General features: G+C 61.3%; 22 protein-coding genes. 9 read left to right on the top strand and 13 right to left on the bottom strand.

The genetic code is table 11. The features are described 5' to 3' along the window. Positions 1-32: 32 nt before the first annotated feature. From TK42_RS09845 to dksA, 3 genes are read right to left on the bottom strand one after another with little or no spacing between them, the layout of a single operon-like run. Positions 33-677 carry a DUF1826 domain-containing protein gene (locus TK42_RS09845; protein WP_103734117.1) on the bottom strand — a complete coding sequence of 215 codons (645 nt, stop codon included), beginning with the start codon at positions 675-677 and terminating at the stop codon, positions 33-35. Beyond that, complete coding sequence (gene zigA / locus TK42_RS09840; protein ID WP_005792573.1) at positions 677-1,882, bottom strand: zinc metallochaperone GTPase ZigA; 1,206 nt, start codon at positions 1,880-1,882, stop codon at positions 677-679. Before zigA ends, TK42_RS09845 begins: the two co-directional genes overlap by 1 nt. A 27-nt stretch (positions 1,883-1,909) precedes the next feature. After that, a complete protein-coding gene (dksA, locus tag TK42_RS09835) occupies positions 1,910-2,314 on the bottom strand; it encodes an RNA polymerase-binding protein DksA (protein WP_032881172.1) in 405 nt (134 codons plus the stop codon). 126 nt (positions 2,315-2,440) lie between these two features. On the opposite strand from dksA, the gene TK42_RS09830 reads away from it, so the two are divergent. Continuing rightward, positions 2,441-2,809, top strand: a complete 369-nt coding sequence (locus TK42_RS09830; protein WP_103734116.1) for a glutamine synthetase — start codon at positions 2,441-2,443, stop codon at positions 2,807-2,809. Here TK42_RS09830 and TK42_RS09825 read toward each other — a convergent pair. Then, a complete protein-coding gene (locus TK42_RS09825) occupies positions 2,806-4,017 on the bottom strand; it encodes an N-acetylmuramoyl-L-alanine amidase (RefSeq protein WP_103734115.1) in 1,212 nt (403 codons plus the stop codon). The genes TK42_RS09830 and TK42_RS09825 overlap by 4 nt on opposite strands. Positions 4,018-4,145: 128 nt before the next feature. Between TK42_RS09825 and folE2 the strand changes: the two genes are divergently transcribed. From folE2 to TK42_RS09795, 6 genes are read left to right on the top strand one after another with little or no spacing between them, the layout of a single operon-like run. Further along, on the top strand, positions 4,146-5,036 hold the full coding sequence (gene folE2, locus TK42_RS09820; RefSeq protein WP_103734114.1) for a GTP cyclohydrolase FolE2: 891 nt from the start codon (positions 4,146-4,148) through the stop codon (positions 5,034-5,036). Beyond that, positions 5,033-5,701, top strand: a complete 669-nt coding sequence (locus TK42_RS09815; RefSeq protein WP_032878643.1) for a metal ABC transporter ATP-binding protein — start codon at positions 5,033-5,035, stop codon at positions 5,699-5,701. Before folE2 ends, TK42_RS09815 begins: the two co-directional genes overlap by 4 nt. Beyond that, positions 5,701-6,567 (top strand): metal ABC transporter permease, encoded by an 867-nt coding sequence (locus tag TK42_RS09810; RefSeq protein WP_103734113.1) that lies wholly within the window; start codon positions 5,701-5,703, stop codon positions 6,565-6,567. The genes TK42_RS09815 and TK42_RS09810 overlap by 1 nt, the downstream gene beginning before the upstream one ends. Before the next feature lie 11 nt (positions 6,568-6,578). Then, entirely contained in the window at positions 6,579-7,457 is an 879-nt protein-coding gene (locus TK42_RS09805; protein WP_103734112.1) for a metal ABC transporter substrate-binding protein, read from the top strand. Further along, positions 7,454-8,014: a DapH/DapD/GlmU-related protein gene (locus tag TK42_RS09800; protein ID WP_103734111.1), complete on the top strand. Its 561-nt coding sequence runs from the start codon at positions 7,454-7,456 to the stop codon at positions 8,012-8,014. Before TK42_RS09805 ends, TK42_RS09800 begins: the two co-directional genes overlap by 4 nt. A gap of 3 nt (positions 8,015-8,017) precedes the next feature. Then, complete coding sequence (locus TK42_RS09795; protein ID WP_103734110.1) at positions 8,018-9,355, top strand: dihydroorotase; 1,338 nt, start codon at positions 8,018-8,020, stop codon at positions 9,353-9,355. On the opposite strand, the gene TK42_RS09790 is transcribed toward TK42_RS09795, so the two are convergent. Continuing rightward, positions 9,352-9,873, bottom strand: coding sequence for a DUF3617 domain-containing protein (locus TK42_RS09790; RefSeq protein WP_103734109.1), 522 nt, complete (start codon positions 9,871-9,873; stop codon positions 9,352-9,354). The two genes, TK42_RS09795 and TK42_RS09790, sit on opposite strands and share 4 nt — an antisense overlap. Positions 9,874-10,003: 130 nt before the next feature. Here TK42_RS09790 and cls point away from each other — a divergent pair, with 130 nt between their 5' ends. Then, positions 10,004-11,443 carry a cardiolipin synthase gene (gene cls, locus TK42_RS09785; protein WP_005792584.1) on the top strand — a complete coding sequence of 480 codons (1,440 nt, stop codon included), beginning with the start codon at positions 10,004-10,006 and terminating at the stop codon, positions 11,441-11,443. 75 nt (positions 11,444-11,518) lie between these two features. On the opposite strand, the gene cfaB is transcribed toward cls, so the two are convergent. From cfaB to hflK (TK42_RS09745), 8 genes are all read right to left on the bottom strand, one after another. Beyond that, a complete protein-coding gene (gene cfaB / locus TK42_RS09780; protein WP_005792585.1) occupies positions 11,519-12,703 on the bottom strand; it encodes a C17 cyclopropane fatty acid synthase CfaB in 1,185 nt (394 codons plus the stop codon). A gap of 87 nt (positions 12,704-12,790) precedes the next feature. Then, a complete protein-coding gene (locus TK42_RS09775) occupies positions 12,791-13,579 on the bottom strand; it encodes a DNA-binding domain-containing protein (protein ID WP_103734108.1) in 789 nt (262 codons plus the stop codon). Further along, positions 13,570-14,415, bottom strand: a complete 846-nt coding sequence (locus TK42_RS09770; protein WP_078822678.1) for a DUF692 domain-containing protein — start codon at positions 14,413-14,415, stop codon at positions 13,570-13,572. The genes TK42_RS09775 and TK42_RS09770 overlap by 10 nt, the downstream gene beginning before the upstream one ends. Before the next feature lie 65 nt (positions 14,416-14,480). Further along, the gene (locus tag TK42_RS09765) at positions 14,481-14,732 is read right to left on the bottom strand and encodes a hypothetical protein (RefSeq protein WP_078822679.1); all 252 of its coding nucleotides are present in this window, start codon (positions 14,730-14,732) and stop codon (positions 14,481-14,483) included. A 116-nt stretch (positions 14,733-14,848) separates the two neighbouring features. Beyond that, complete coding sequence (locus TK42_RS09760; RefSeq protein ID WP_103734107.1) at positions 14,849-16,735, bottom strand: cation-translocating P-type ATPase; 1,887 nt, start codon at positions 16,733-16,735, stop codon at positions 14,849-14,851. Beyond that, on the bottom strand, positions 16,732-17,766 hold the full coding sequence (gene hflK, locus TK42_RS09755) for a protease modulator HflK (protein WP_078822681.1): 1,035 nt from the start codon (positions 17,764-17,766) through the stop codon (positions 16,732-16,734). Before hflK (TK42_RS09755) ends, TK42_RS09760 begins: the two co-directional genes overlap by 4 nt. Beyond that, positions 17,763-18,758: a protease modulator HflC gene (gene hflC / locus TK42_RS09750; protein ID WP_164699557.1), complete on the bottom strand. Its 996-nt coding sequence runs from the start codon at positions 18,756-18,758 to the stop codon at positions 17,763-17,765. The genes hflK (TK42_RS09755) and hflC overlap by 4 nt, the downstream gene beginning before the upstream one ends. 9 nt (positions 18,759-18,767) lie before the next feature. Further along, the gene (gene hflK, locus TK42_RS09745; RefSeq protein ID WP_103734106.1) at positions 18,768-20,693 is read right to left on the bottom strand and encodes a protease modulator HflK; all 1,926 of its coding nucleotides are present in this window, start codon (positions 20,691-20,693) and stop codon (positions 18,768-18,770) included. 308 nt (positions 20,694-21,001) lie between these two features. Between hflK (TK42_RS09745) and TK42_RS09740 the strand changes: the two genes are divergently transcribed. After that, positions 21,002-21,625, top strand: a complete 624-nt coding sequence (locus TK42_RS09740) for a CDP-alcohol phosphatidyltransferase family protein (protein WP_078822683.1) — start codon at positions 21,002-21,004, stop codon at positions 21,623-21,625. Positions 21,626-21,635 lie beyond the last annotated feature (10 nt).

Here is a 21,635-nt window from a genome sequence, read left to right as displayed (position 1 = left end):
TCTGGCCGTGTAGAGCGTTTGATCCTACGCGGTTACGCCAGCCAATCCAGCGTCAGGATCAACCGGCGCTCATCGGCCTTGAGCGCTGGCGAACGATGGATCAGGCCATGCCCTTCGTTACCATGCCATTTGGTGCCCTTGAGCAGCGCCACCTCACCGCAGTGGATCTGCTCGATACGCTCGGTAGGTTCGGCGTCCGCCTGGCTCAGTTTGCGGCGATCCATCACACCTTCGCGCAACCATTGGCTGCCGATACCGGCATAGGTGGTGATCAGCCGAACCGGCACATGATCAACGTGAAAACGCGGGCACATGGCCTTGTCCAACAGCCGCAAACGTACGCCAATACGCTTGGCGCCGAGCAGGCAGGCAAATGCACTGACCAGCCATGACACATCGGCGATAAAACCTTCGTAACCCTCAAGATCGCGACAACTGGATGCCAGGCCCTGCAAGTTCGGCACGGCGTCCTCGTTGTCGAGCTCAATCACCAGGGATTCGGCGAGCGGCTCATTGAGCGCCACCAGCAAGGCGCCGAACTCGGCGATATGCAGGGGCAACTGACGTTGCCACAGCGCCAGGTTGACGCCATATTCGAGGATATCGGACAGTGCCAACGGAGTTTGCCCACACGTCTGGCGGATCACGGGGCGCAGGGGGATAACCGGGGCCAGCATCAGGCGACCTGCTCATACCAAGGGCCGAAAGGATCAGGCAGCTGGCGCCAACCTTCGACACCCAGGGCCATTTCTTCATCATTGAGCAAGCAGGCATCCAGTTCCGCACGCATCAGGTTGAAGTCGATGTTTTGCCCGATAAACACCAGCTCCTGGCGGCAGTCCCCCGTGCTCAGTTGCCAGTTGCCCATGATCGCCGCCACGCTTTCCTCGTCCTGGGGCCATTGGCTTTTGGGCACAAAGCGCCACCAGCGTCCGGCAAAGCCATGGCGCATCAAGCCACCAGCCTGGGACCAACTGCCGGCGTCCTGATGTTTGCTGGCCAACCAGAAGAAGCCCTTGGAGCGCAACAGTTTGCCGTTCACCCAAGGGCGATCGATAAAGTCAAAAAACCGCTGTGGATGGAAGGGGCGGCGCGCACGGTAAGCGGTGGAGGCAATACCGTATTCTTCGGTTTCCGGTACATGCTCACCGCGCAGCTCCTGCAACCAACCCGGCGCCTGGGCAGCGCGTTCGAAGTCGAAACGGCCGGTGTTGAGGATCTTGTGCAGCGCCACCTCGCCCATGACCATCGGGATGATTTCCGCCTGGGCGTTGAGGCGCTCGAGGATGGCCATCAATTCTTCACGCTCGCGGCTGCTGATCAGGTCGATTTTGCTGATCAGGATGACGTCGGCGAATTCGATCTGTTCGATCAACAGGTCAGTGATGGAGCGCTCATCTTCTTCACCCAGCGTTTCGCCGCGGGAAGCCAGGCTTTCGGCGGCCTGGTAGTCGAGCAGAAAGTTCATGCCATCGACCACGGTAACCATGGTGTCCAGGCGTGCAATGTCGGCCAGGCTTTGCTCGTTTTCATCGCGAAAGGTGAAGGTTTCGGCCACGGGCAGCGGCTCGGAGATACCGGTGGATTCGATCAGCAGATAATCGAAACGCCCTTCCTTGGCCAGCTTGGCGACTTCTTCCAGCAAGTCTTCACGCAAGGTGCAGCAGATGCAGCCGTTGCTCATCTCCACCAGTTTTTCTTCGGCACGATTGAGCGTGACGTCGCGCTGCACCTCGCTGCCGTCGATGTTGATTTCACTCATGTCGTTGACGATCACCGCCACCCGCAGGTTGTCGCGGTTGCGCAGGACATAGTTGAGCAGTGTGCTTTTACCGGCGCCGAGAAAGCCGGACAACACGGTCACGGGGAGACGATTGGGCATCAGGTATTCCTCATCAGGGTTGGCCGGTCAAACTGCCCGTTTATGGCGTTCGCGCAGCTCTTCACGTTCTTTGGCTTCGATACACAGGGTTGCGGTGGGGCGCAGGAGCAGGCGTTGCAGGCCGATGGGCTCGCCGGTTTCCCGGCACCATCCGTATTCACCGCGGGCCAGCAGTTCCAGGGCATCGTCGATCTTGTCCAACAGCTTTTTTTCCCGCTCCAGTAGGCGCAACTGCCACTGGCGCTGCTCTTCAGCGCTGCCGATATCCGCCAGGTCGCTATTGGTTTCCTGCTCGCGCAGCACTTGGAACTGCGTGTCGATACGGGCCTGCAGTTCATTGCGCTGAGCCAGCAGCAGCTCGCGGAAGAAGCGCTGTTGGGCTTCATTCATGTAGTCAGCAGCCGGTTGGGCCAGCAATTCTTGTTCGGTCATGGGAATCGGTTCACGGGTGGGGCTGTGCATTTATGTTATAGTATAACAATATAAATAAGCCAACTTCCCTTGCTCCTCACGACGAAGGGCGCAATGCTTGATCACTTTCGCCCCCCGAGAAACACGATGAGATACGTGCTGTGCGCCCTGCTATTGGCAACCGCAGGACCTGCCTGCGCCCAAGTCCCAAGCCCGTTGGCCAACTGCACCCGCAGCGCCACCCTGCTGGCTTGCGTGGACCCGCTGGGCAATGCCTACAGCGCGGCGACTGCGGGCAACATCACTTACCTGCGCGGTTTTGAAGTGATCGGCAAACGCTATTGGGCACAGACCAATAGCCGCTACGGGCAGCTGACGTTCTTCACCGGGTTGGCATCGGATGGCGAGGCGTGGGTTGGCTATACGCGTCGCGTGGGCTGGACCACCATCAACCGGTTTTCCAGTTCCGGCGGCGCCAGCGCCAAGTTCACCTGTAACCGAATGACCGGCTGTTAAGCCTGGGTTTTCTGCTGTTCCTGCACCCAAGCCATGTAACTGTTGATGGGCGGGTTCTTCTGGAAGTACTGTTTCAACCCTTCAAAAAGCCGATCCGCCACCGCTTGTTGATGACGCGCCGTCACCAGCCGCTGGGCGTCCCGTGCATTGGAGATAAACCCGGTCTCCACCAGGATCGAAGGCACGTCCGGTGACTTGAGCACCGCGAACCCTGCCTGTTCCACCCGCTTCTGATGCAGGCTGGTGATGCTTTGCAGGCTGCCCAATACCGCGCTGCCCAGTTGCAGGCTGGAGGCGATGGTGGCGTTCATGGACATGTCGAGGATTACTCCGGCCAGCATCGGGTCCTTGTCCTTCAAATTGAGTAACGTCGTGGCGCCCAAGAGGTCTGCGCCGTTCTCGCGCTGGGCCATGAACCGCGCCGTGGCAGAGGTGGCACCGCCTTGCGACAACGCATACACCGAAGCGCCCGATGCAGTAAGCCGTGGCGCGGCGTCGGCGTGCACCGAGATGAACATATCGGCCTTGTGCTTGCGGGCGATGTCCACGCGCTTGCGCAGCGGTACGAAGAAGTCGTCGTTGCGCACCAGCTTTACGGCAAAACCTTTTTCACGTTTCAAACGTTTCGCCAGCAACTGGGCGATCGACAGCACCACATCTTTTTCGCGCTGGCCCTTGGAGCCGACGGCGCCCGGGTCTTTGCCGCCATGGCCGGGGTCAACCACCACAATGATGTCGCGTTTGGGATGTGCCTTGTCCGCCGGCACCACCAAGGGCGCCGGGTCAGCAGCGATTTGACGGGGCGCGTGCGTGGCGTTGGTCAGGTCCAGTACCAGGCGATGGCCTTGGCCATCCTGGGGCGGCAGCACAAAACTGTTGAGCTGCATCGGCGCGACCAAATCCAGGACGATACGCGTATCGCTCTTGCCGAAATGCCCGGAGCGGATCGAGGTAATCCCACTGTTCTTCAGCGCCAGTTGGGAAAAGTCGCCGCTGAGGCCGGCGCCACTCAAGTCGATGATCAGGCGGTCCGGCGACGTCAGGGAGAACGTCTTGTATTGCACCGGGCCGCTAAGGTCGAACACCAGCCGCAGCTTATCGTCCGAACGCCACAGCCGCGCATTGCGGATCTGCGTGGCGTAGGCCCCCAAAGGCAACGTGAACAAGGGGCTGACAAGCAGTAGGTTAAGGAGCTGACGTCTGTACATGACATATACCGCAGATAAAGGAGCATCCCTACTCGACAGGACTGAACAAAGGCTGGGACAGAAATTTCATCGTGGCAGTTATTGTTATACTATAACATGACTAATCATTTCCAACGATGGACCTGCTCATGAATGCGCTGACTCTGCCGGATATCGCCGCGCAGGCTTCTCGCCAAGCCTTGCCACTCGACTGGGTGGGCATGTGCGGCATTGCCCTGCCTGTGCTGCTCGGCGGCCAACACCTGGCCGCTACCGCCGATGCGGGCGTAAGCCTGAACGACGGTACAGCCCGTGGCATTCATATGTCACGCCTCTACCTGGCGTTGGAAATGCTCGAACAGCAACCCCTTACATCTGCACTCTTGCGTAATGTACTGCAGCGTTTTCTAGACACACATGAAGATTTATCTAAGAACGCCTACCTGCGTATTCACACACATTTGTTGTTAAAACGCCCCGCGTTGGTCAGCCCTTTGGAGGGTTGGAAAAGCTATCCGGTCAGCATCGAAGCGCGTGTGGAAAATCAGATGTTCCACGTGGAACTAAAAATTGACGTTACTTATTCCTCAACCTGCCCTTGCTCCGCTGCCCTGGCCAGACAGCTGATTCAGCAGCAGTTTCTCGAAGATTTTGCCGACACTCCTCTGCAGCATGAAGACGTGTTGAGCTGGCTGGGCAGCGCCCACGGTATTGTGGCCACGCCCCATAGCCAACGCAGTACCGCGCAGTTAAACGTTCAGCTGCAGGGTGACGATCTGGCGATAGTCGACTTGATCAACGCTGCCGAAGCAGCTCTGGGCACTGCCGTACAAACCGCGGTGAAACGTGCGGATGAACAAGCGTTCGCCCTGGCTAACGGACAGAACCTCATGTTCTGCGAAGATGCCGCTCGCCGCTTGAACCTCGCCTTGAAGCGCTCGGATGCCGTCAAAGCCTTCCACCTCAAAGTGATCCACGCTGAAAGCCTGCACGCCCACGATGCGGTGGCAGAAAGCCGTTGGACGAGAGACTTTGCATGATTACCTGCCACGCTTTGCGCTGGGGCGCCCCCGGCCAACCACTGACGCCGGCGCTGAACCTGACGCTGGAAAAAGGTAGCCTCACAGGGATTATCGGCGCCAATGGCACCGGCAAGAGCAGCCTGGTCAAAGTGATCGCCGGGTTGCAAAAGCCGCTGACGGGCAAGGTGCGTGTCGATGTTCCACGTCGCGGCGGCTTGTCGTTCTTGCCCCAGCAACAGCACCTGGATCGTCAGTTTCCGATCAGTTTGCAAGAGTTGGTGGCTGCCGGCTTCTGGGGCACCCAGCTGAATTCACATGAACGCAACGAGCGCCTGCACGCCGTATTGGACGACTGGTGTCTCAGCGGTTTGGAACAGCGCCCGCTGATGGCGTTATCCGGTGGCGAACTGCAACGCGCCCTGCTCGCCCGTATGAGCCTGGCCGACTCCCCCATCCTGCTGCTCGACGAACCCCACGCCGCCCTCGACGAAGACGGCCAGGCACTGTGCTGGAAACACATCCATACCTGGCACAACCAAGGCCGCACGCTGGTGGTCGTCTGTCATGACTTGGCGTCCGTGCGTCACCACACCCAGCACGTATTGCAGCTTAAAAACACCGGCTGCGTGTTCGGCCCCAGCAAAGAGCTGATCCGCCCGCAACCACAGATGCAGGTGGCCTGATGCACCTCACCGCTCACTTGTGGATGCCATTTCAGGATTTCGTGTTTATGCGCCGCGCACTGATCGGCGGGTTGGTGCTTGCATGTAGCACCGCCCCCTTGGGCGTGTTCCTGATCCTGCGACGCATGAGCCTGATCGGTGACGCCGTGGCTCACGGCATTCTGCCGGGCGCCGCACTGGGTTTCTGGTTCGCAGGGCTAAGCCTGCCCGCCCTGACCCTCGGCGGCCTCGGCGCAGGCCTGAGCATGGCCGGCCTGGCGGCGTGGATCACCCGCCGCACCGGCCTGCGCGAAGACGCCAGCCTCGCCGCCATCTACCCCATTTCGCTCGCGGCCGGTGTATTGATCCTGGGCATTGCCGGCAAACGCTTGGACCTGCTGCACCTGTTATTCGGCTCCGCCCTGGCCGTGGACGAAACCACACTGACCGGAATGCTCTGGGTGTCCGGCTTCAGCCTGATCGCCATGGCACTGATCTACAAACCCCTGCTGCTCGACACCCTTGACCCGCTGTTCCTGCAAACCGTCAGCCGCCTTGGCCCACTGGCCCACGGCCTGTTCCTGACCCTGGTGGTGCTGAACCTGGTGATCGGTTTTCAAGCCATCGGCGCACTGATGGTGGTGGGTTTGATGATGCTGCCGGCCATCGCTTCACGCTTCTGGAGCCGACGCCTGCCGGTGTTGATCGCGGTATCGGCGGTGCTGGGATGCCTGTCGGTGTGGCTGGGTTTGCTGCTGTCGTTCTACTACTCACTGCCCAGCGGCCCGGCGATCGTGTTGGTGGCGGGCGCTGGATATGTGTTGTCCGTGGTATTCGGTCCGGTGCATGGCTTATTGCGCCGCCCACCTTTGCCTACATCCTCATGAGGTGTTTCCCGATGCGCGCTCTTCTTGTGTTGTTCAGCCTATTGCTGCCGCTGTCGATGGCTCACGCCGCAGACAAAATCCAGGTAGTCACCAGCTTCAGTATTCTCGATGACATCACCCACCAGATCGGTGGCGACCATATTCAGATCAGCAACATGGTCGGCCCGGACGCCGATGCTCATACCTATGAACCCACACCGGATGACGCCAAAGCGCTGCTCAAGGCCAAGGTCATCATCAAGAACGGTCTAGGTTTCGAGCCGTGGCTGGATCGCCTGGTCACCAGCACTGAAACCACCGCTACGGTCGTCACCGCCAGCAAAGGCGTGATCTCGCACACCATGGAGGAAGACGGCGAGACCATTCCCGACCCACACGCCTGGCACAACCTGGCCAACGCCGAAATTTATGTGAGCAACATCACCAAGGCATTGGTGACCGCCGACCCTGCCAATAAAACCGACTACCTGCGCAACAGCCAGGCTTACCTGAAGCAAATTCACAGCCTGCTGGCCGAGGCCAAGGCCAAGTTCGCTGCACTGCCGTCGGGCAACCGCCGCATCGTCACCTCCCATGACGCCTTCGGCTATCTGGGCCAGGCGTATGGCATCCAATTCCTCGCGCCCCAGGGCTTGTCTACCGAGCGTGACCCGTCGGCCGCCGAAGTCGCCGCGCTGATCACCCAGATCCGTAAAGACAAGGTCAAAGCCGTGTTTATCGAAAACATCAAGGACTCGCGCCTGCTCAAGCAGATTGCCGATGAAAGCGGCGCGCAGATAGGCGGCACGCTGTACTCCGACGCCCTCGCCGCTCAAGGCCCGGCCAGCACCTTTATCGGGCTGTTCGAATACAACCTGAACACCCTGTGCGCGGCGTTGAGCAAACCATGATCCGCAAAAACCCTTCAGGTGACCTGCCGATCATTGCCGAGTCAGCCTACGTCGACAAGACCGCGATCATCTGCGGCAAGGTCATCATCGGCGAGAACGTCTTCGTCGGCCCCTACGCCGTGATCCGCGCCGACGAAGTCGATGCCAGCGGCGCCATGGACCCGATCACGATCGGCGCGAACTCCAACATCCAGGACGGTGTGGTGATCCACTCCAAGTCCGGCGCGGCGGTGACTATTGGCGAGTTCACCTCTATCGCCCACCGTTCCATCGTCCATGGCCCCTGCACAGTTGGCGACCGCGTGTTCATCGGCTTCAACAGCGTGCTGTTCAATTGCGCCGTCGGCGATGGCTGCGTGGTGCGCCACAACTCGGTGGTCGATGGCCGCGACCTGCCCGCGGCCTTCTACGTGCCCTCCACCACCCGCATCGGGCCTAACACCGACCTGTCGCAATTCCCGCCGGTGAGTGTCAGTGCCTCGGAGTTTTCCGAAGACGTGGCACGCACCAACGTCGACCTGGTGCGCGGCTACAAAGCCTTGCAAAACGAGTTCTGAACCATGAGTCGCCTGCTGATACGCAACGCCCGCCTGGTCAACGAGGGCCAGGTATTCGACGCCGACGTGCTGGTCGCCAATGGCCGTATCGAGAAGATTGCCGCCAGCATTGAAGGCGCTGACGAACCGGTGGAAATCGACGCCAAAGGCCAGTGGTTGCTGCCGGGAATGATCGATGACCAGGTGCATTTTCGCGAACCCGGCGCGCCAGACAAAGGCAGTTTCTACAGCGAATCCCGTGCCGCGGTGGCCGGCGGTATCACCAGCTTCATGGACATGCCCAACACCCAGCCAGCCACTTTGAACCTGCAAGCCTTGGCCGATAAGAAGCACCGTGCTGCGTTGCACTCAGTGGCCAACTACGGCTTTCACTTTGGCGTAAGCAACGACAATCTGGATATCGTCGCCGGACTCGACCCCTGTGAAGTGGCTGGAGTCAAAGTGTTCATGGGCGCCTCCACCGGCAACATGCTGGTGGACGACCCACGTATTCTGGAACGTTTGTTTGCCGACGTGCCGACCATTCTGCTCGCGCACTGCGAACACACTCCGAGCATCCTGGCCAACGAGCAACGCTTGCGCGAGCGCTTTGGCGAGCGCATTCCCGCTGTCGCTCATCCACTGATCCGCGACGCCGAAGCGTGTTATCGCTCGTCATCGTATGCCGTGGAACTGGCCCAGCGCCACGGCACGCGACTGCACGTGCTGCACCTGACCAGCGCCCGTGAACTCGCGCTGTTCGAAGACAAGCCCCTGGCCGAAAAACACATCACCGCCGAGGTCTGCCTGCATCATCTGCTGTTCGACGACCGCGACTATCACCGCCTCGGTCATCAGATCAAATGCAACCCGGCCATCAAGACACGCGCCGACCGCGACGCGCTGCGCCTGGCGTTATTAAGTGATCGTCTGGATGTGATTGGCACTGACCATGCGCCGCATACCTGGGCGCAAAAACAATTGGGCTATCGTGAAGCACCCTCGGGTTTGCCCCTGGTGCAGCACGCCCTGCCGGCACTATTGGACTTGGTGGCCGACGGGCATTTGCCTCTGACCACACTGGTGGCGAAAACCAGTCATCGTGTGGCCGACCTGTTTGCCATTCCTGATCGCGGTTACCTGCGTGAAGGCTATTGGGCCGATCTGGTGTTGATCAAACCTGAGCCTCAGGGCAAACCGGTCAGCAGCCAACCGATTCTCGCCCGTTGCGGCTGGACACCCTTTGCAGAGCGCAGCTTTCGTCACAGCGTGAGCACCACGCTGGTGTCCGGCCACCTGGCCTGGCACAACGGCCAGGTGGTCGACAGTTGCCAGGGCTTGCCCCTGCATTTTCTGCGTTAAGCGCGGGGTTTGACCGTACCGCAATTGTTGCCCAGCCACTGAGCGTGGCTGTCCAGGCTGCCCTTCTGCTGGATGCCGGTGGCATTGAACGTACCGTTGACGGTGGTGGTGAATTCCTTCTGGCTTTGGAAGGTCGCTACACCAGTGCCCTGGGCTTTGGGGCAGCTGAAACGGAACTTCCATTGGTTGCCGGTCTTGTCAGTCACTTCCTGCTTGCAGCCCGATTGCGGGTCGGTCAGCGGGATGGAATCGGTGGCAACCTGGGCTGGGGTCAGGCACACCTGCACACCCTTACCGGCCATGTTGATGCCTTGCTTTTCGAGCATGGCGCGCTGTTCAGGTGTCATTTGTTGCTTGAGCTGACCGAGGATCAGCGACAGGTCCGGCAGGTCCTGATTATCGACTTTCATATTACTGGTGGTCAATTCCCACAAGCCCGGCGCCAGCATCTGCGCCTGCGCCGCCACCGGCAGCGACAAACCAACAACCATGGCCAAACCAAGCAGACGAGCATTCATCGGGTAACTCCTGGGTAATTGTCGGCGTTAGACGTCGTAAAGCGGCCAGTGTTGCACGGCAAATAAAATAGCGACATTCGCAGCGGTTCATGGTCTGTTACGCACTGGACTGCCTGGAGTTACGTCGTTCATGGATTTCTTTGGCCCGCACCTGCTCGCCTACTTCATTGCCACGCTGCACGTTCTCGGGAGCCTCGCCGCAATTCACGCGGTACTGACTGTCCGCACCGCCCAAGGCTCGATCGCCTGGGCCTTGTCGCTGATGTTCATGCCTTACCTGACGCTGATCCCTTACCTGATCTTCGGCCGCAGCACCTTCGACGCGTACATCCAGGCCCGTCGCCAGGCCAACCAGGAAATGCACACGGCGATCGCCGAACTGAATTGGCGCCCGTGGGTAGAGGAAGCGCTCGCGGCGCGCAACTCCAGTGCCTATGCCTCCCTGCGAGCCATGCCCAAGCTCGGGCGCATGCCGTGTCTGGCCAATAATGAAGTGCGCCTGTTGATCAATGGCGAGGCTACTTTTGGCGCGATTTTCGAGGCGATTCGCAACGCCAGGACCGCCGTGCTGTTCCAGTTTTTCATCATCCATGACGATGAGCTTGGCCGCCAATTGCAGGTGCTATTGAAGGAAAAGGCCGCCCAGGGCGTCGACATTTACGTGCTGTACGACCGCATCGGCAGCCACGCCCTGCCCCATCGCTACGTACAATCGCTGCGCGACGCCGGGGTGCAGGTCAAGGCGTTCGCCACCCGCAGCGGCTGGCTCAATCGTTTCCAGGTCAACTTCCGTAACCATCGCAAGATCGTGGTGGTGGACGGTATCACCGGCTTTGTCGGCGGGCACAATGTGGGCGATGAGTACTTGGGCAAAAAGCCGCCGCTGGCGCCATGGCGCGATACCCATGTACAGGTCACCGGCCCAGTGGTGGCCTGCCTTCAGGAGTCGTTTGCCGAAGACTGGTTCTGGGCGGCGCGGCAACTGCCGCCGCTGATCCTGCCGGATGCCTACCCCGAAGACGGCGTGCTCTGCCAACTGCTCGCCAGTGGCCCGGCAGACCCCTATGAAACCTGCTCGCTGTTTTTCGTCGAGGCCATCCACGCCGCGACCGAGCGGGTATGGATTACCAGCCCGTACTTCGTCCCCGACGAAGCCGTATTCGCCGCACTGCGCCTGGCGGTATTGCGCGGGGTGGACGTGCGCCTGTTGCTGCCATCGCGGCCCGACCACCGTATCGTATATGCCGCCTCCAGCCTTTACGCCATCGAAGCCGTGCGCGCAGGTGTGCGGGTGTTCCGCTACAAGCCCGGGTTTCTGCATCAGAAGGTGGTGTTGGTAGACAGCGAAATCAGCGCCATTGGCAGCGCCAACATGGACAACCGTTCGTTCCGACTGAATTTCGAAGTGATGTTGCTGACAGTGGATGAGGCTTTCGCCAGCCAGGTTGAACACATGCTGCTGGACGATTTTGCCCTGTCCCATGAAGTCAGTCAGGAAGAAAGCCGCGAGACGCGACGCCTGCAACAGTTGGGGATGCGGGTGGCGCGCTTGATCTCACCGATTCTCTAACAGACAACGCAGGGAAAATGTGGGAGGGGGCAAGTCCCTTCCCACATTTGGATCTTCAGTGTTCTGGAAAACGGGTCAGCGGTAGAGATCTTCCCGCGTCCACGGCAGCTCATGACCACCATCGGCATGGGGTTTGACCGCCAATATCTGGTGCAAGTTGATCCAGCCCCGGGCAAACGCATAAGCGCAACCGGCCAGGTACAGCCGCCAGATGCGCAACGCCTGCTCCGGCACCATCTTCGCCGCCGCTTCCAGATTGTCTTCCAGGCGCTCGCTCCAATGGTCCAACGTGCGGGCGTAGTGCAAGCGCAAACTTTCGACATCCACCACTTCCAACCCGACCTCGCTGATCTCGGCAGTCATCATCGCCAGGTGAGGCAGTTCGCCGTTGGGAAATACGTAGCGCTCGATAAACTCCCCGGCGCCTCGGCCCACTGGGCGACCATCGGTGTGTTTGGCGGTAATGCCATGGTTCATCACCAGGCCGCCTTCACGCACGGCACCGAACAGCGTCTGACAGTACTGCGCCAGGTTGGCGTGGCCGACGTGTTCGAACATACCCACGCTCACCACTTTGTCGAAGCGGCCGTCCTGGGGCAGGTCGCGATAGTCGAGCAATTGCAGATCGACCTGATCCTCCAGGCCTTCGGCTTTTACCCGCTCCCTGGCCAGCGCCAGCTGTTCCTTGCTCAAGGTGATACCAAACACCTTGACCCCGAATTCCCGCGCCGCAAACCGCGCAAGCCCGCCCCAACCACACCCCACGTCGAGCAGGTACTCGCCCGGCTGCAGCCGCAGTTTGCGGCACAGGTGACGGAATTTGTCTTGCTGGGCCTGGTCGATGGATTCGCTGCCGGTTTCGAAATAACCGCAGGAATACGCCATGTCCTGATCCAGCCATAGTTGGTAGAACTCGTTGGACAGGTCGTAATGGTAGGAAATGGCCGCCGCGTCGGTGGCCTTGTCGTGGATCGAGCGCACCGGACGGCTGCCTTCGTCGTCATCGATCAAGGCGTGGCTCAACTCGTCACATACCCTGATCACCTCGGTGATGGAGCCTTCCAGCTCCAGTTTGCCTTCGACGAAGGCTTCGCCCAGTGAATCGAGCGTTGGGTGGGTCAGCTTGGACACCATCGTGGGGTCCTTGACCACAATCGTCACACTGGGCTCAGGACCCAAGTTGAATTCATGGCCGTCCCAGAGTCGAAGACGCAACGGTAGCTGAAGATTCTGTAAGGCCGGTGGAAGTTGCGCGAGCATGAGTAATCCCCCCTTGTTTCAGACGTCTGGAGTGAGGGTAGACCATCCGAAGACAAAGTAGGAGGCTATCGATTTAATAGCACGTCTCTATGGGGCTCGGAGTTCAAGCAAACCGTCCTGGATCCACTGTTTCAGCCATGTGGCCGCTTGCAGCGACGCACCCTCTGAATAAGTGACTGCCAACTCTGCGCACAGTTCTGAAAAATTCCAGCCGGTAGTCACCATCCCTGCCAGTGCACAGGCCTCGTCCGGCTCCAGGCTGCGGTAGTGACACACATTCTGATGACGCCATACCAGGCAGATTTGCATCGGGTCCAGCGCCTTGCTGCCGGGAAAACCCGATGCATCCTTGCTGGCTCGCCAGATCGCCACCGTGTTGAAACGGCACAGCAAATGCTGCACTGAAGGCGCCAGGCTTACCTGCAGCGTCGGCCAGTCCCCGGGTGCCAATTGCGCCATGTCATTCACGGTCAGCGGCGTCCCCTGGGGTGCATCGAACGCCAGGGTAAACGCCCACTCCAGACGCGCCAATTCAGCCAGCGGCGCACTGTGTTCTGCGACCAAGTGCTCAAGGATAAACATCGAAAAGCGCTCACCGAGCCAACGCAGGCTGTAGTGGGCCGAGGGGTAACGACGAACGTAGGCTTCGCTCAGCGCGGCAAATTCATCATCACCCAGCCAATATCGGATAGCGCTGAAGTCATGGCACAGCACTTCTTTCAATCGCGACAGATAGGCGTTGTGGTAAATCGCTAGGCCGGTGTCCACATCCAGCGTCGGCCCCCCCAGCAAGGTAGCGGCAAAGCTGCTGTTGGCAGCGCAAGGTTCAGATAACAGGTGCTCTTCAAAAGCCAATTGCCAATCGATCAGGCGCATAGCGATCTCCTGGCCAGGGCGCTGGCAGCCAGCTCGCGTGCCTTGCTCAACTCGGTGAGTAACTCTTCGAACGGCGGGAAATGATCATCGCGCTCCAACAGCGTCGACACCGGCCCCAAATGCTCCAGGGTCTGCTGGTAAAGCGCCCACACCGGGTCGCACACAGGATGGTCGTGGGTGTCGACCACATAGTCGCCGTAGTCCATATGCCCGGCCAGGTGCAGTTGGCGGATGCTCTCGGGCGGCAGGTTGCGGATAAACGTCCAGGCATCAAAGCCATGGTTACGCGCACTCACATACACATTGTTCACGTCCAGCAACAACTGGCACCCGCTCAGGTGGGCCAAAGCGTTGAGGAACTCCCACTCGGTGAACTCATCAGCCTTGGAGCGCACATAGCTGGAGACGTTTTCCAGCACCAGCGGGCGCTGCAACACGTCCTGCACCTGACGCACACGACCGGCCACGTGATAGAGGCTTTCTTCGGTGTAGGGCAGCGGCAGCAGGTCATGCAGCTGATGCGCGCTGCCGCGGCTCCAGCACAGGTGATCGGAAATCCAGGCCGGCTGGATGCGCTCGGCGAGCTGTTTGATTTGCGCAAGGTAATCGGTATCGAGGGCATGGGGCCCACCGATGGACAAGGACACACCGTGCATTACCACCGGGTAACGCTCGGCTATCGCATCCAGGTAGTACAAGGCTTTGCCGCCCTGCACCAGATAATTCTCGGAGATCACTTCGAACCAATCCACGGCCGGCGACTGTTCGAGGATCTGCTGGTAGTACTCACTGCGCAGCCCCAGGCCGTAACCGAGGCTCGAAAAAGAAGTGGGCATAAGACGCTCCAGGAAAAGTGTCCGCAGCGACGGGGGGCGGTCGCTGCGGTTGCACTCGGTTGCCGTTACTCGCCGACGGTACCGCCCTTCTCGTCGCACATCGCCTTGCTCATGGACAGGAAGCCCTGGCCTTTGCAGGAACCTTGACCTTTGCACGCGTGATCTTTGGTCTTGCAGTCGTTCTGCCCTTTACAAGCGTTGACGCCATAGCAATGCACAGTGGCATCGGCTGCGTGTGCCTGGGTGGCCACACCGGCAAACATAGTGGCGGCAGCCATCGCGAGGGCGGCGCCAGCAGCAGCGGATTTAATGCTCATTGTTGTATTCCTCATGATCAGTGGTGAAGTCGGTCCGAACGGATTGTTCAGTCTCGACACACCACTAGAGTGAGGGCCCCCATTGGCGTTACAGCCGTGTGCAAATATTTCTGAAATTATTCATCAAGCTTCAACAGCGGCTCCTGGAAGCGTAATAACCGCCCAGCGTTACCCAGCACCAGCAAGGTACTGAGGTTATGCAGCACCGCCGCAATCATGGCACCCGCCGCGCCCAGCCAGCCAAAGGCCGCGAACACCACAATGGCCAACGTCCAGCCCAGGCCGATGATCACGTTCACCTGCAACGTCTGCCGGCACTGGCGGCTCAAGCGCACGCAGGTACCCAGGCGGCGCAAGTCGCTGCCGATCAACACCACGTCCGCCGATGCGAGTGCGATATCGGCACCGCCCGCCCCCATCGCCACACCAACCACACCGGCCTTGAGCGCCAACGAATCATTGATGCCATCGCCCACCACCATCGGCCGGAAGCCGCTGCTGATTTCACCCAGCACGCGGTTGAGCTTGTCTTCCGGCAAGGCTTGGGCTTCGACATCACTGATGCCCACCTCCAGCGCCAGGCTGTCGGCCACGCTTTGGCGGTCGCCGGTCAGCAGCAACTGGCGGCCCAGGCCCAAGTCACGCAACTCTTGCAGGGCCTGGCGCGCCTCCGGCTTGACGCTGTCGGCCAGCAACAGCCAGGCCAGGAAATCGCCGTTCAACGCCAACCCGGCAATAGGGCCGTCATGGTTGGGAACGCCGCTGGTGACGATGCCCAATTGTTCGAACAACTCCGGCCGCCCCAGCGCCGCTTCGCCCTGTTCGGTCTGTGCGACCACGCCCAGGCCCTGACGCTCGCGAATGTCGGTGAGCGCCAGTAACTGCTCCTGAGTCGCCAACCCCGCCAACGCTCGGCTGACCGGGTGACTGCTCGCCGAGCCGAGGCTGGCCGCCAGGTTCAGCAGCTCCTGGCGATCCGGTGCGGTGGTCTCGATGGACTGCAAACGCAGGGTGCCAAAGGTCAGGGTGCCGGTCTTGTCGACCACCAACGAGGTCAGGTCAGCCAATTCTTCGAGAAACGCCGAGCTGCGAATCAGAATCCCATGACGCGCCGCCACGGCAATCCCGGCAATCGCCGTGGCCGGCGCCGACAGCACCAAGGCACACGGGCACGCCGCCACCAGCACCGCCAGCATCGCCTGAGCATCGTTGGTGACGAACCAGGTGACCGCCGCCAGCAACAGCACCAACACCATATAGCTACCGGCATAACGCTCCAGCAGCCGCGTGATCGGCGGCTTGGAGCGCTCGGCGTTCTGCATCAGTGCGATGACTTTGCCCAGGGTCGATTCGTTGCCAGTGCGCGTCACTTCAAGGCGCAGCAGACCATCAAGGTTGATCGCGCCACCAAACACCTGCACACCCGCGCTGGCTTCCAACGGCACCGACTCACCGGTGATTGGTGCCGTGTCCAGGCTCGCCTGGCCGGACAGCACCACGCCATCGGCCGGCACGCGGTCGCCGGCGCGCACTTCGACGATATCACCGGGGTTCAGCGTGGCGTTATCCACTTCGGTGATGGTTCCGTCAGCCTGTACCAAACGGGCGTGGCTGCGGGTGAGTTTGCCCAGGGCATGGATCGCCTCCTGGGAGCCGATCACGCTGCGCTCTTCCAGCACATGGCCGAAGATCATGATGATCGGCAACAACGCGGCGGTGAGCAGATCGCCGGTGGCCCAGGCGCCAAGCATGGCCAGGGCAATCAGTTGGTCAGTGATGCCGTGCAAGCTGGGAAAGCGCAGGCTGTACCAGGCCGAACGCATTACCGGCACCGCCACCAACAGCGATGCCACCCCCAGCAGCAATTGGCTCACACCGTTCTGGTCCGGCGCCAGCCAGCGCCACACCAGGCCCAGCACGAGCAACCCCAGGGCGAGCATGGCCAGGGTCAATTGCCGGGCAGCGCTGCGCTGTTCGGCAGAGGTCAGCATGGGTGCGCTCATTGTTCGGCTCCCTGGATGATCAAGCGGGAGTCGTCTTTGGGGTCGACGGTGGTCACGGAACCCGCCTGACCGAGAATCTTCGGCAGGCGTTCGCGGTACAGGCGCAACAGCAAGCCGGGGTCTTTGACCTGGGCGAGGCTGGCGACGGTAGCGGTTTGCGCCTGGGCATTGGCCAAGCGTTCGCTGGCCTGGGCGTGGGCGACTTGCACCTGGCGGTCAGCCTCCTGATTCGCGGTCTGGGTGAGTTTTTCCGCTTCGGTGCGGGCGTTGGCCACCGCTTTATCCGCTTGCTGGCTGGCAGTCAGCACTGCGTTGAAGGCATTCACCGCCGGGCCCGGCAGGCTCGATTGCACATCGACGCGGGTGACTTCGATGCCCAGGCCCAAACCGCTGGCGGCCAAATCGGCCAGGCGTTTATTGATGCCTTGCACCAGATCGCCGCGCAGGCGCTCGCGGCGTTCGGCGGCGCCGTTGTCGCTGCCGATCAGTTCCGGGCGTGCTACCAGGATGGTGTCCAGATCCCGCGCTGCCGTCAGGGCTACGGCACTGCGCGTCACCAACCGATCCAGCGCGGGCAACACGTGGTCGCCCTGCAACACGAAGGCATAGGGCTCGGTCACCTTGTAGAACACCCGCACATCCAACTGCACCACCCCGGCATCGCCGGTCAGCAGGTAGCCGGAACCGGCCAGGGCATCGCTCAACGGCGTAGCGAAACTGGCCACGCGATCAGCCTGCAGCGCCGCGTCGGAACGTAGCAGGTTCTCCACTCGGCGCTCGATCACCCGGTCCGCCGCCGGCAACAACACCACCTGCTCGAACGGCTGCGGCCAGGCCAGCAACAGCCCGGCGTTCTGAATGCGATCAAGGGCGCCGAAGTGCAGGACCACCGCGCGATTCTGCGGGTCGATCTGGCGCACATTGGAAAAGGCCCAGGCCAACGCCGCCAACACAGTGACCGCGTACAGCGCCAGGAAGGTCAGGCGCCCGGCCTGAATCCAAGGGCTGTCGGGACTGCCGCGTTCGCTCATGGCTGGATGTCCTTCGGCCCATCCACCAGGGCGCGGAACGGCGCGGCGTCGGTGCGCAGGATGATTTTGGTACCCGGCGTGACCACCGTGCCCAAGGTATCCAGCGAGCGCAGCAGGTTGTACAGCTGCGGATTACCCGCGTAGGCACGGCCATAAATCTGCGCGGCTTCTACCCGCGATTGCGCTTCGATATCGGCGGCTTTCACCGTCGCATCGGCCTGCACAATGCGCGCATCACGCTCGGCGGCGGAGCGGATTTGCGCCGCTTCGCGCTTGCCCACGGCGGTGCGTTCAGTGGCGATGGTTTCCCGCTCGGCGCGCATACGATCAACCGTGGCGGTGAGTGTCACCGAAGGCAATGTCAGGCGCTCGATGCCGACCTGCGCCACGCGCACGCCGTAGGTGGCGAGCAATTGTTGATCAATCTGCTGGCGCAACTGCGCTTCAAAATCGGCGATGCGCACTTGGCTGGCGTCGGTGTTGATCAAGCTGGACAGGTCAAAGCTGGCCGCCGTGGTTTCCAGCGCCGAGCCGACGAAGGTGCGGATCTGCCGCGCCGCTTCGTCCGGCTGGTTCTGCACTGCGCGCATGAAGCGCTGCACATTGTCGGCATCGCCCTGCACCTGCCACGCCACATAGGCCTGCACGATAATCCGCAGGCCATCGCGGGTGCCCACATCCTGCAAGCCGCTGGACGTGGTGCGCAGGCGCAGGTCCACCGGGATCGCCGCTTCGAATGGCGCCGGCCAGCGCCAGCCCAGGCCCGGCTCCAACAGCACTCGCGCGGGGTTGCCGAAGCGGGTAATCACCGTGGCCTCGCCGGAGCGCACCTGCACCAGGCTCGCCGCTGCCACGGCAAACAGCACCAGTAACGCCGCCCAGGCCATGCGCCGCCAAGGGAAAGGCCCGGCCGCTTGTTCATCACCATGGTGGTGATGGTGGTGGCCGTGATGATGGTGATGACCGTGATCGTGAGAATGAGCGCTCAACAGACAGACTCCTTATTGAACGGCTTTGCGCGGCGCCAGTGGATCGGCGGGCAAAGTAAAAGAACGCAGATCAATCGTCGGCGCACTGTCGGCGCCCAAACGATGATCCAGAATAAGCAGCTTGGCGTGGGCCAGGCCCAGGCTCAGTTGGCTCAGGTACTGTTCCAGCACGAAAGCCTGGCCCGCAGCGGCATAGGCTTTTTGTTCGGCGGCAAAGCGCAGGTTCGCCGCTTGGGCGCCGGCATTCACTTCGCGGGCGCCGGCCTGGGCCTGATCACGGACGGTGCTGGCTTGCAGCAGCGCCTGGTTGGTCTGCTCGCTGGCCGCGCCACGTTCACGGGCGATCAGTGCCTGGGCGCCGATCTGGGCGGCTTGCACACCGTGGTAAGCATTGGCGGCGCCAGCCGGTGGGTGGATCGCTTCAACCACCGTGGCGAGGATTTCCACCCCGCTGTCGAGGGTGTGCAGGTCTGCTTGCACCGTGCGGCCAATCTCGTCGGCGAGGCTGGTGCGTTGTTCACCGAGCAATTCGTCGAGAGTGCGCGAGGCAAAGTCATGCACCAGGGTGCGGCTGGCGGTGCTGCGGATCAGGGTGGGTATGTCCGCGCTGTTGTAAGTGGCGGCAAGCGCAGCCTGGTCGGTGAGGCCGATGCGGTAGACAAATCGCACGTCCATGTTGACGATCTGGAAGCCCTGCTTATCGCCGCTGCTGCTGGCGATGACCTGGGATTTGTCATTCACATGGCTGGCGTCCCACAGGCGGTTGGCAATCAACGGCGCCGGGCCTTCGGCAGCGGCCAGCTCCGGTGTGGCGGCTTCGCTGACGCTGGTCGCCAGCTCATGCACCACGCCGTTCTCCACGTTGAGTACGCGACCCAGCGGCCACGGCAAACCCGTATGCAGGCCGGGGCCGAACACCTCGACCGGTTTGCCGAAGCGCTCATAAATCCCACGCCCTTGCAGGGGCACTTCATGCACGCCGGTCAGCGCCCAGCCTACCGCCAGCACCACCAGCAACACCGGCAGGAAAGCCCGGCGCATGTAGGTGAAGGCCCAGATCTGGCGCAGGTCGATGCCAAAACGGTTGTGCAATTCATGCTGCAACGCCAGCAACGGTTGTGGCGGCCAACGCAGCAGGCCGGCGATAAAACTCTGCGCCATCAAGCGCGGCTCAAGGCGCGGCTGGCGCGGGCTGAACAGCGACAGCACGCCCCGCAGCAGGAACTCCAGCGCCACCAGCGCCGGCAACAGGCCGACGAGTGTCGCCAGACGCAGCGGCCACACCGACTCGGCATTGGCAAACAACAGGCAGATGGCACTCAGCACCAGGCAGATAATCGCCACCCGACTCAACTGCGCCAGCTGTGAAGCTTCCGGCCACTGGGCGGCGGTTTCCTGGGCCAGGCGACGCTCGAACACCAGCAAGCCAAAAGCCAGCCCCAATGCCAGCGCCGCACCGATGCTGGCGGACTGACCGATGGCCGCAGCAGGCAAGGCCAGGTTCCAGAACTGGATAACGCTGACCAACGCCAGCAACGACCAGCCGGCCAACCACAGCACCGGTGCGCCAACCTGTGCCAGCAGGCCGTTGCCGAAACGGTTGATCAGCCCCTTGTGCCAGGCAGTGGGCTCAATGGGTTGCTCAATCAACTCAGCGCTCGGCACCTCCATCGCCTGGGCACGCCAATCAGCCACCCACCAGGCCGACTGCAACCCGGCCACCAACAGCAGCAGGGCCGAAGCGCAGTTGATCAACACCACCGGCCAGATCGACAGTGGCGCAAACAACGCCACGAACAGCGCCAACACCCATCCGCTGATCGCCAGGGTCGTCAGGCTGATACCCGCTTGGCGTAACCGACGGGCATGGAACAGCCCTTGCTGAAAACGCGCCAGGCCTTCTACGGAGGCGCCGTCAGCTTCTAAATCCACCTGCATCCGCTCAATGCCCACTTGCACACAATTCGTTACGATATAACACGAAGCGTGAAATTTTTGTTCGCTTTTGCATCCACTCTGAATCCCTTGTGGGAGGGGGCTTGCCCCCGATAGCAGTGTGTCAGTCGACTGATTAGTTACTGATACACCGCAATCGGGGGCAAGCCCCCTCCCACATTTGTTTTGCTGTGCTCTCTGGAGTGTGACTAACCCCCTATAAACACGAGCCATCACTGGTGTCGGCTGCGATTAATCGGCACACTCCGAAACAGCTTTTCGCGGGTTCACGGACAAGGAAGCGCCACCCCATGATTTCCATCTACCAACTCAAACCGCGGTTTCAAAACCTGCTGCGCCCGCTTGTGCAGCGCCTCTACGACAACGGCACTACCGCCAACCAGATCACCGTGCTAGCCGGCGTTATTTCCCTGCTGGTGGGGTTGTTGATCGCAGGCTTCGCCCAACACCTCTGGCTGTTTGCGTTGATCCCTTTATGGATGATCGTGCGCATGGCCCTCAACGCCATCGACGGCATGCTCGCTCGAGAATTCGGCCAGCAGTCACGCCTCGGCGCTTACCTCAATGAACTGTGCGATGTGATCGCCGACAGCGCGCTGATCCTGCCCTTTGCCCTGATCCCCGGCGTGAGCCCGGTGCCGGTGGTGCTGGTGACACTGCTTGCGGTCTTCAGCGAGTACGCCGGCGTGTTGGGGCCGATGGTGGGCGCATCGCGTCGCTATGACGGGCCGATGGGCAAGAGTGATCGGGCTTTTGTACTGGGTGTACTGGCTACCGGCGTGGCGCTGGGCTGGCTCGGCGCCGGTTGGGTCGAGGCGGTGATGTGGCTGGTCGCCGCCCTGCTCGCCTATACCTTGGTCAACCGGGTGCGCCAGGGCCTCAAAGAACAGCCACAAACTCCCCCTTCTGCATAAGGATTTTGCG

Origin of the sequence: Pseudomonas sp. GZJR-8 (assembly GCF_002916705.1) — a bacterium.
Lineage (GTDB): Bacteria > Pseudomonadota > Gammaproteobacteria > Pseudomonadales > Pseudomonadaceae > Aquipseudomonas > Aquipseudomonas synxantha_A.
This window is presented reverse-complemented; position numbering and strand designations above follow the sequence as displayed.

Coding starts and splice junctions, on each gene's coding strand:
- TK42_RS09845 (WP_103734117.1), bottom strand. CDS start 677: ATGCTGGCCCCGGTTATCCCCCTGCGCCCCGTGATCCGCCAGACGTGT.
- zigA (WP_005792573.1), bottom strand. CDS start 1,882: ATGCCCAATCGTCTCCCCGTGACCGTGTTGTCCGGCTTTCTCGGCGCC.
- dksA (WP_032881172.1), bottom strand. CDS start 2,314: ATGACCGAACAAGAATTGCTGGCCCAACCGGCTGCTGACTACATGAAT.
- TK42_RS09830 (WP_103734116.1), top strand. CDS start 2,441: ATGAGATACGTGCTGTGCGCCCTGCTATTGGCAACCGCAGGACCTGCC.
- TK42_RS09825 (WP_103734115.1), bottom strand. CDS start 4,017: ATGTACAGACGTCAGCTCCTTAACCTACTGCTTGTCAGCCCCTTGTTC.
- folE2 (WP_103734114.1), top strand. CDS start 4,146: ATGAATGCGCTGACTCTGCCGGATATCGCCGCGCAGGCTTCTCGCCAA.
- TK42_RS09815 (WP_032878643.1), top strand. CDS start 5,033: ATGATTACCTGCCACGCTTTGCGCTGGGGCGCCCCCGGCCAACCACTG.
- TK42_RS09810 (WP_103734113.1), top strand. CDS start 5,701: ATGCACCTCACCGCTCACTTGTGGATGCCATTTCAGGATTTCGTGTTT.
- TK42_RS09805 (WP_103734112.1), top strand. CDS start 6,579: ATGCGCGCTCTTCTTGTGTTGTTCAGCCTATTGCTGCCGCTGTCGATG.
- TK42_RS09800 (WP_103734111.1), top strand. CDS start 7,454: ATGATCCGCAAAAACCCTTCAGGTGACCTGCCGATCATTGCCGAGTCA.
- TK42_RS09795 (WP_103734110.1), top strand. CDS start 8,018: ATGAGTCGCCTGCTGATACGCAACGCCCGCCTGGTCAACGAGGGCCAG.
- TK42_RS09790 (WP_103734109.1), bottom strand. CDS start 9,873: ATGAATGCTCGTCTGCTTGGTTTGGCCATGGTTGTTGGTTTGTCGCTG.
- cls (WP_005792584.1), top strand. CDS start 10,004: ATGGATTTCTTTGGCCCGCACCTGCTCGCCTACTTCATTGCCACGCTG.
- cfaB (WP_005792585.1), bottom strand. CDS start 12,703: ATGCTCGCGCAACTTCCACCGGCCTTACAGAATCTTCAGCTACCGTTG.
- TK42_RS09775 (WP_103734108.1), bottom strand. CDS start 13,579: ATGCGCCTGATCGATTGGCAATTGGCTTTTGAAGAGCACCTGTTATCT.
- TK42_RS09770 (WP_078822678.1), bottom strand. CDS start 14,415: ATGCCCACTTCTTTTTCGAGCCTCGGTTACGGCCTGGGGCTGCGCAGT.
- TK42_RS09765 (WP_078822679.1), bottom strand. CDS start 14,732: ATGAGCATTAAATCCGCTGCTGCTGGCGCCGCCCTCGCGATGGCTGCC.
- TK42_RS09760 (WP_103734107.1), bottom strand. CDS start 16,735: ATGAGCGCACCCATGCTGACCTCTGCCGAACAGCGCAGCGCTGCCCGG.
- hflK (WP_078822681.1), bottom strand. CDS start 17,766: ATGAGCGAACGCGGCAGTCCCGACAGCCCTTGGATTCAGGCCGGGCGC.
- hflK (WP_103734106.1), bottom strand. CDS start 20,693: ATGCAGGTGGATTTAGAAGCTGACGGCGCCTCCGTAGAAGGCCTGGCG.
- TK42_RS09740 (WP_078822683.1), top strand. CDS start 21,002: ATGATTTCCATCTACCAACTCAAACCGCGGTTTCAAAACCTGCTGCGC.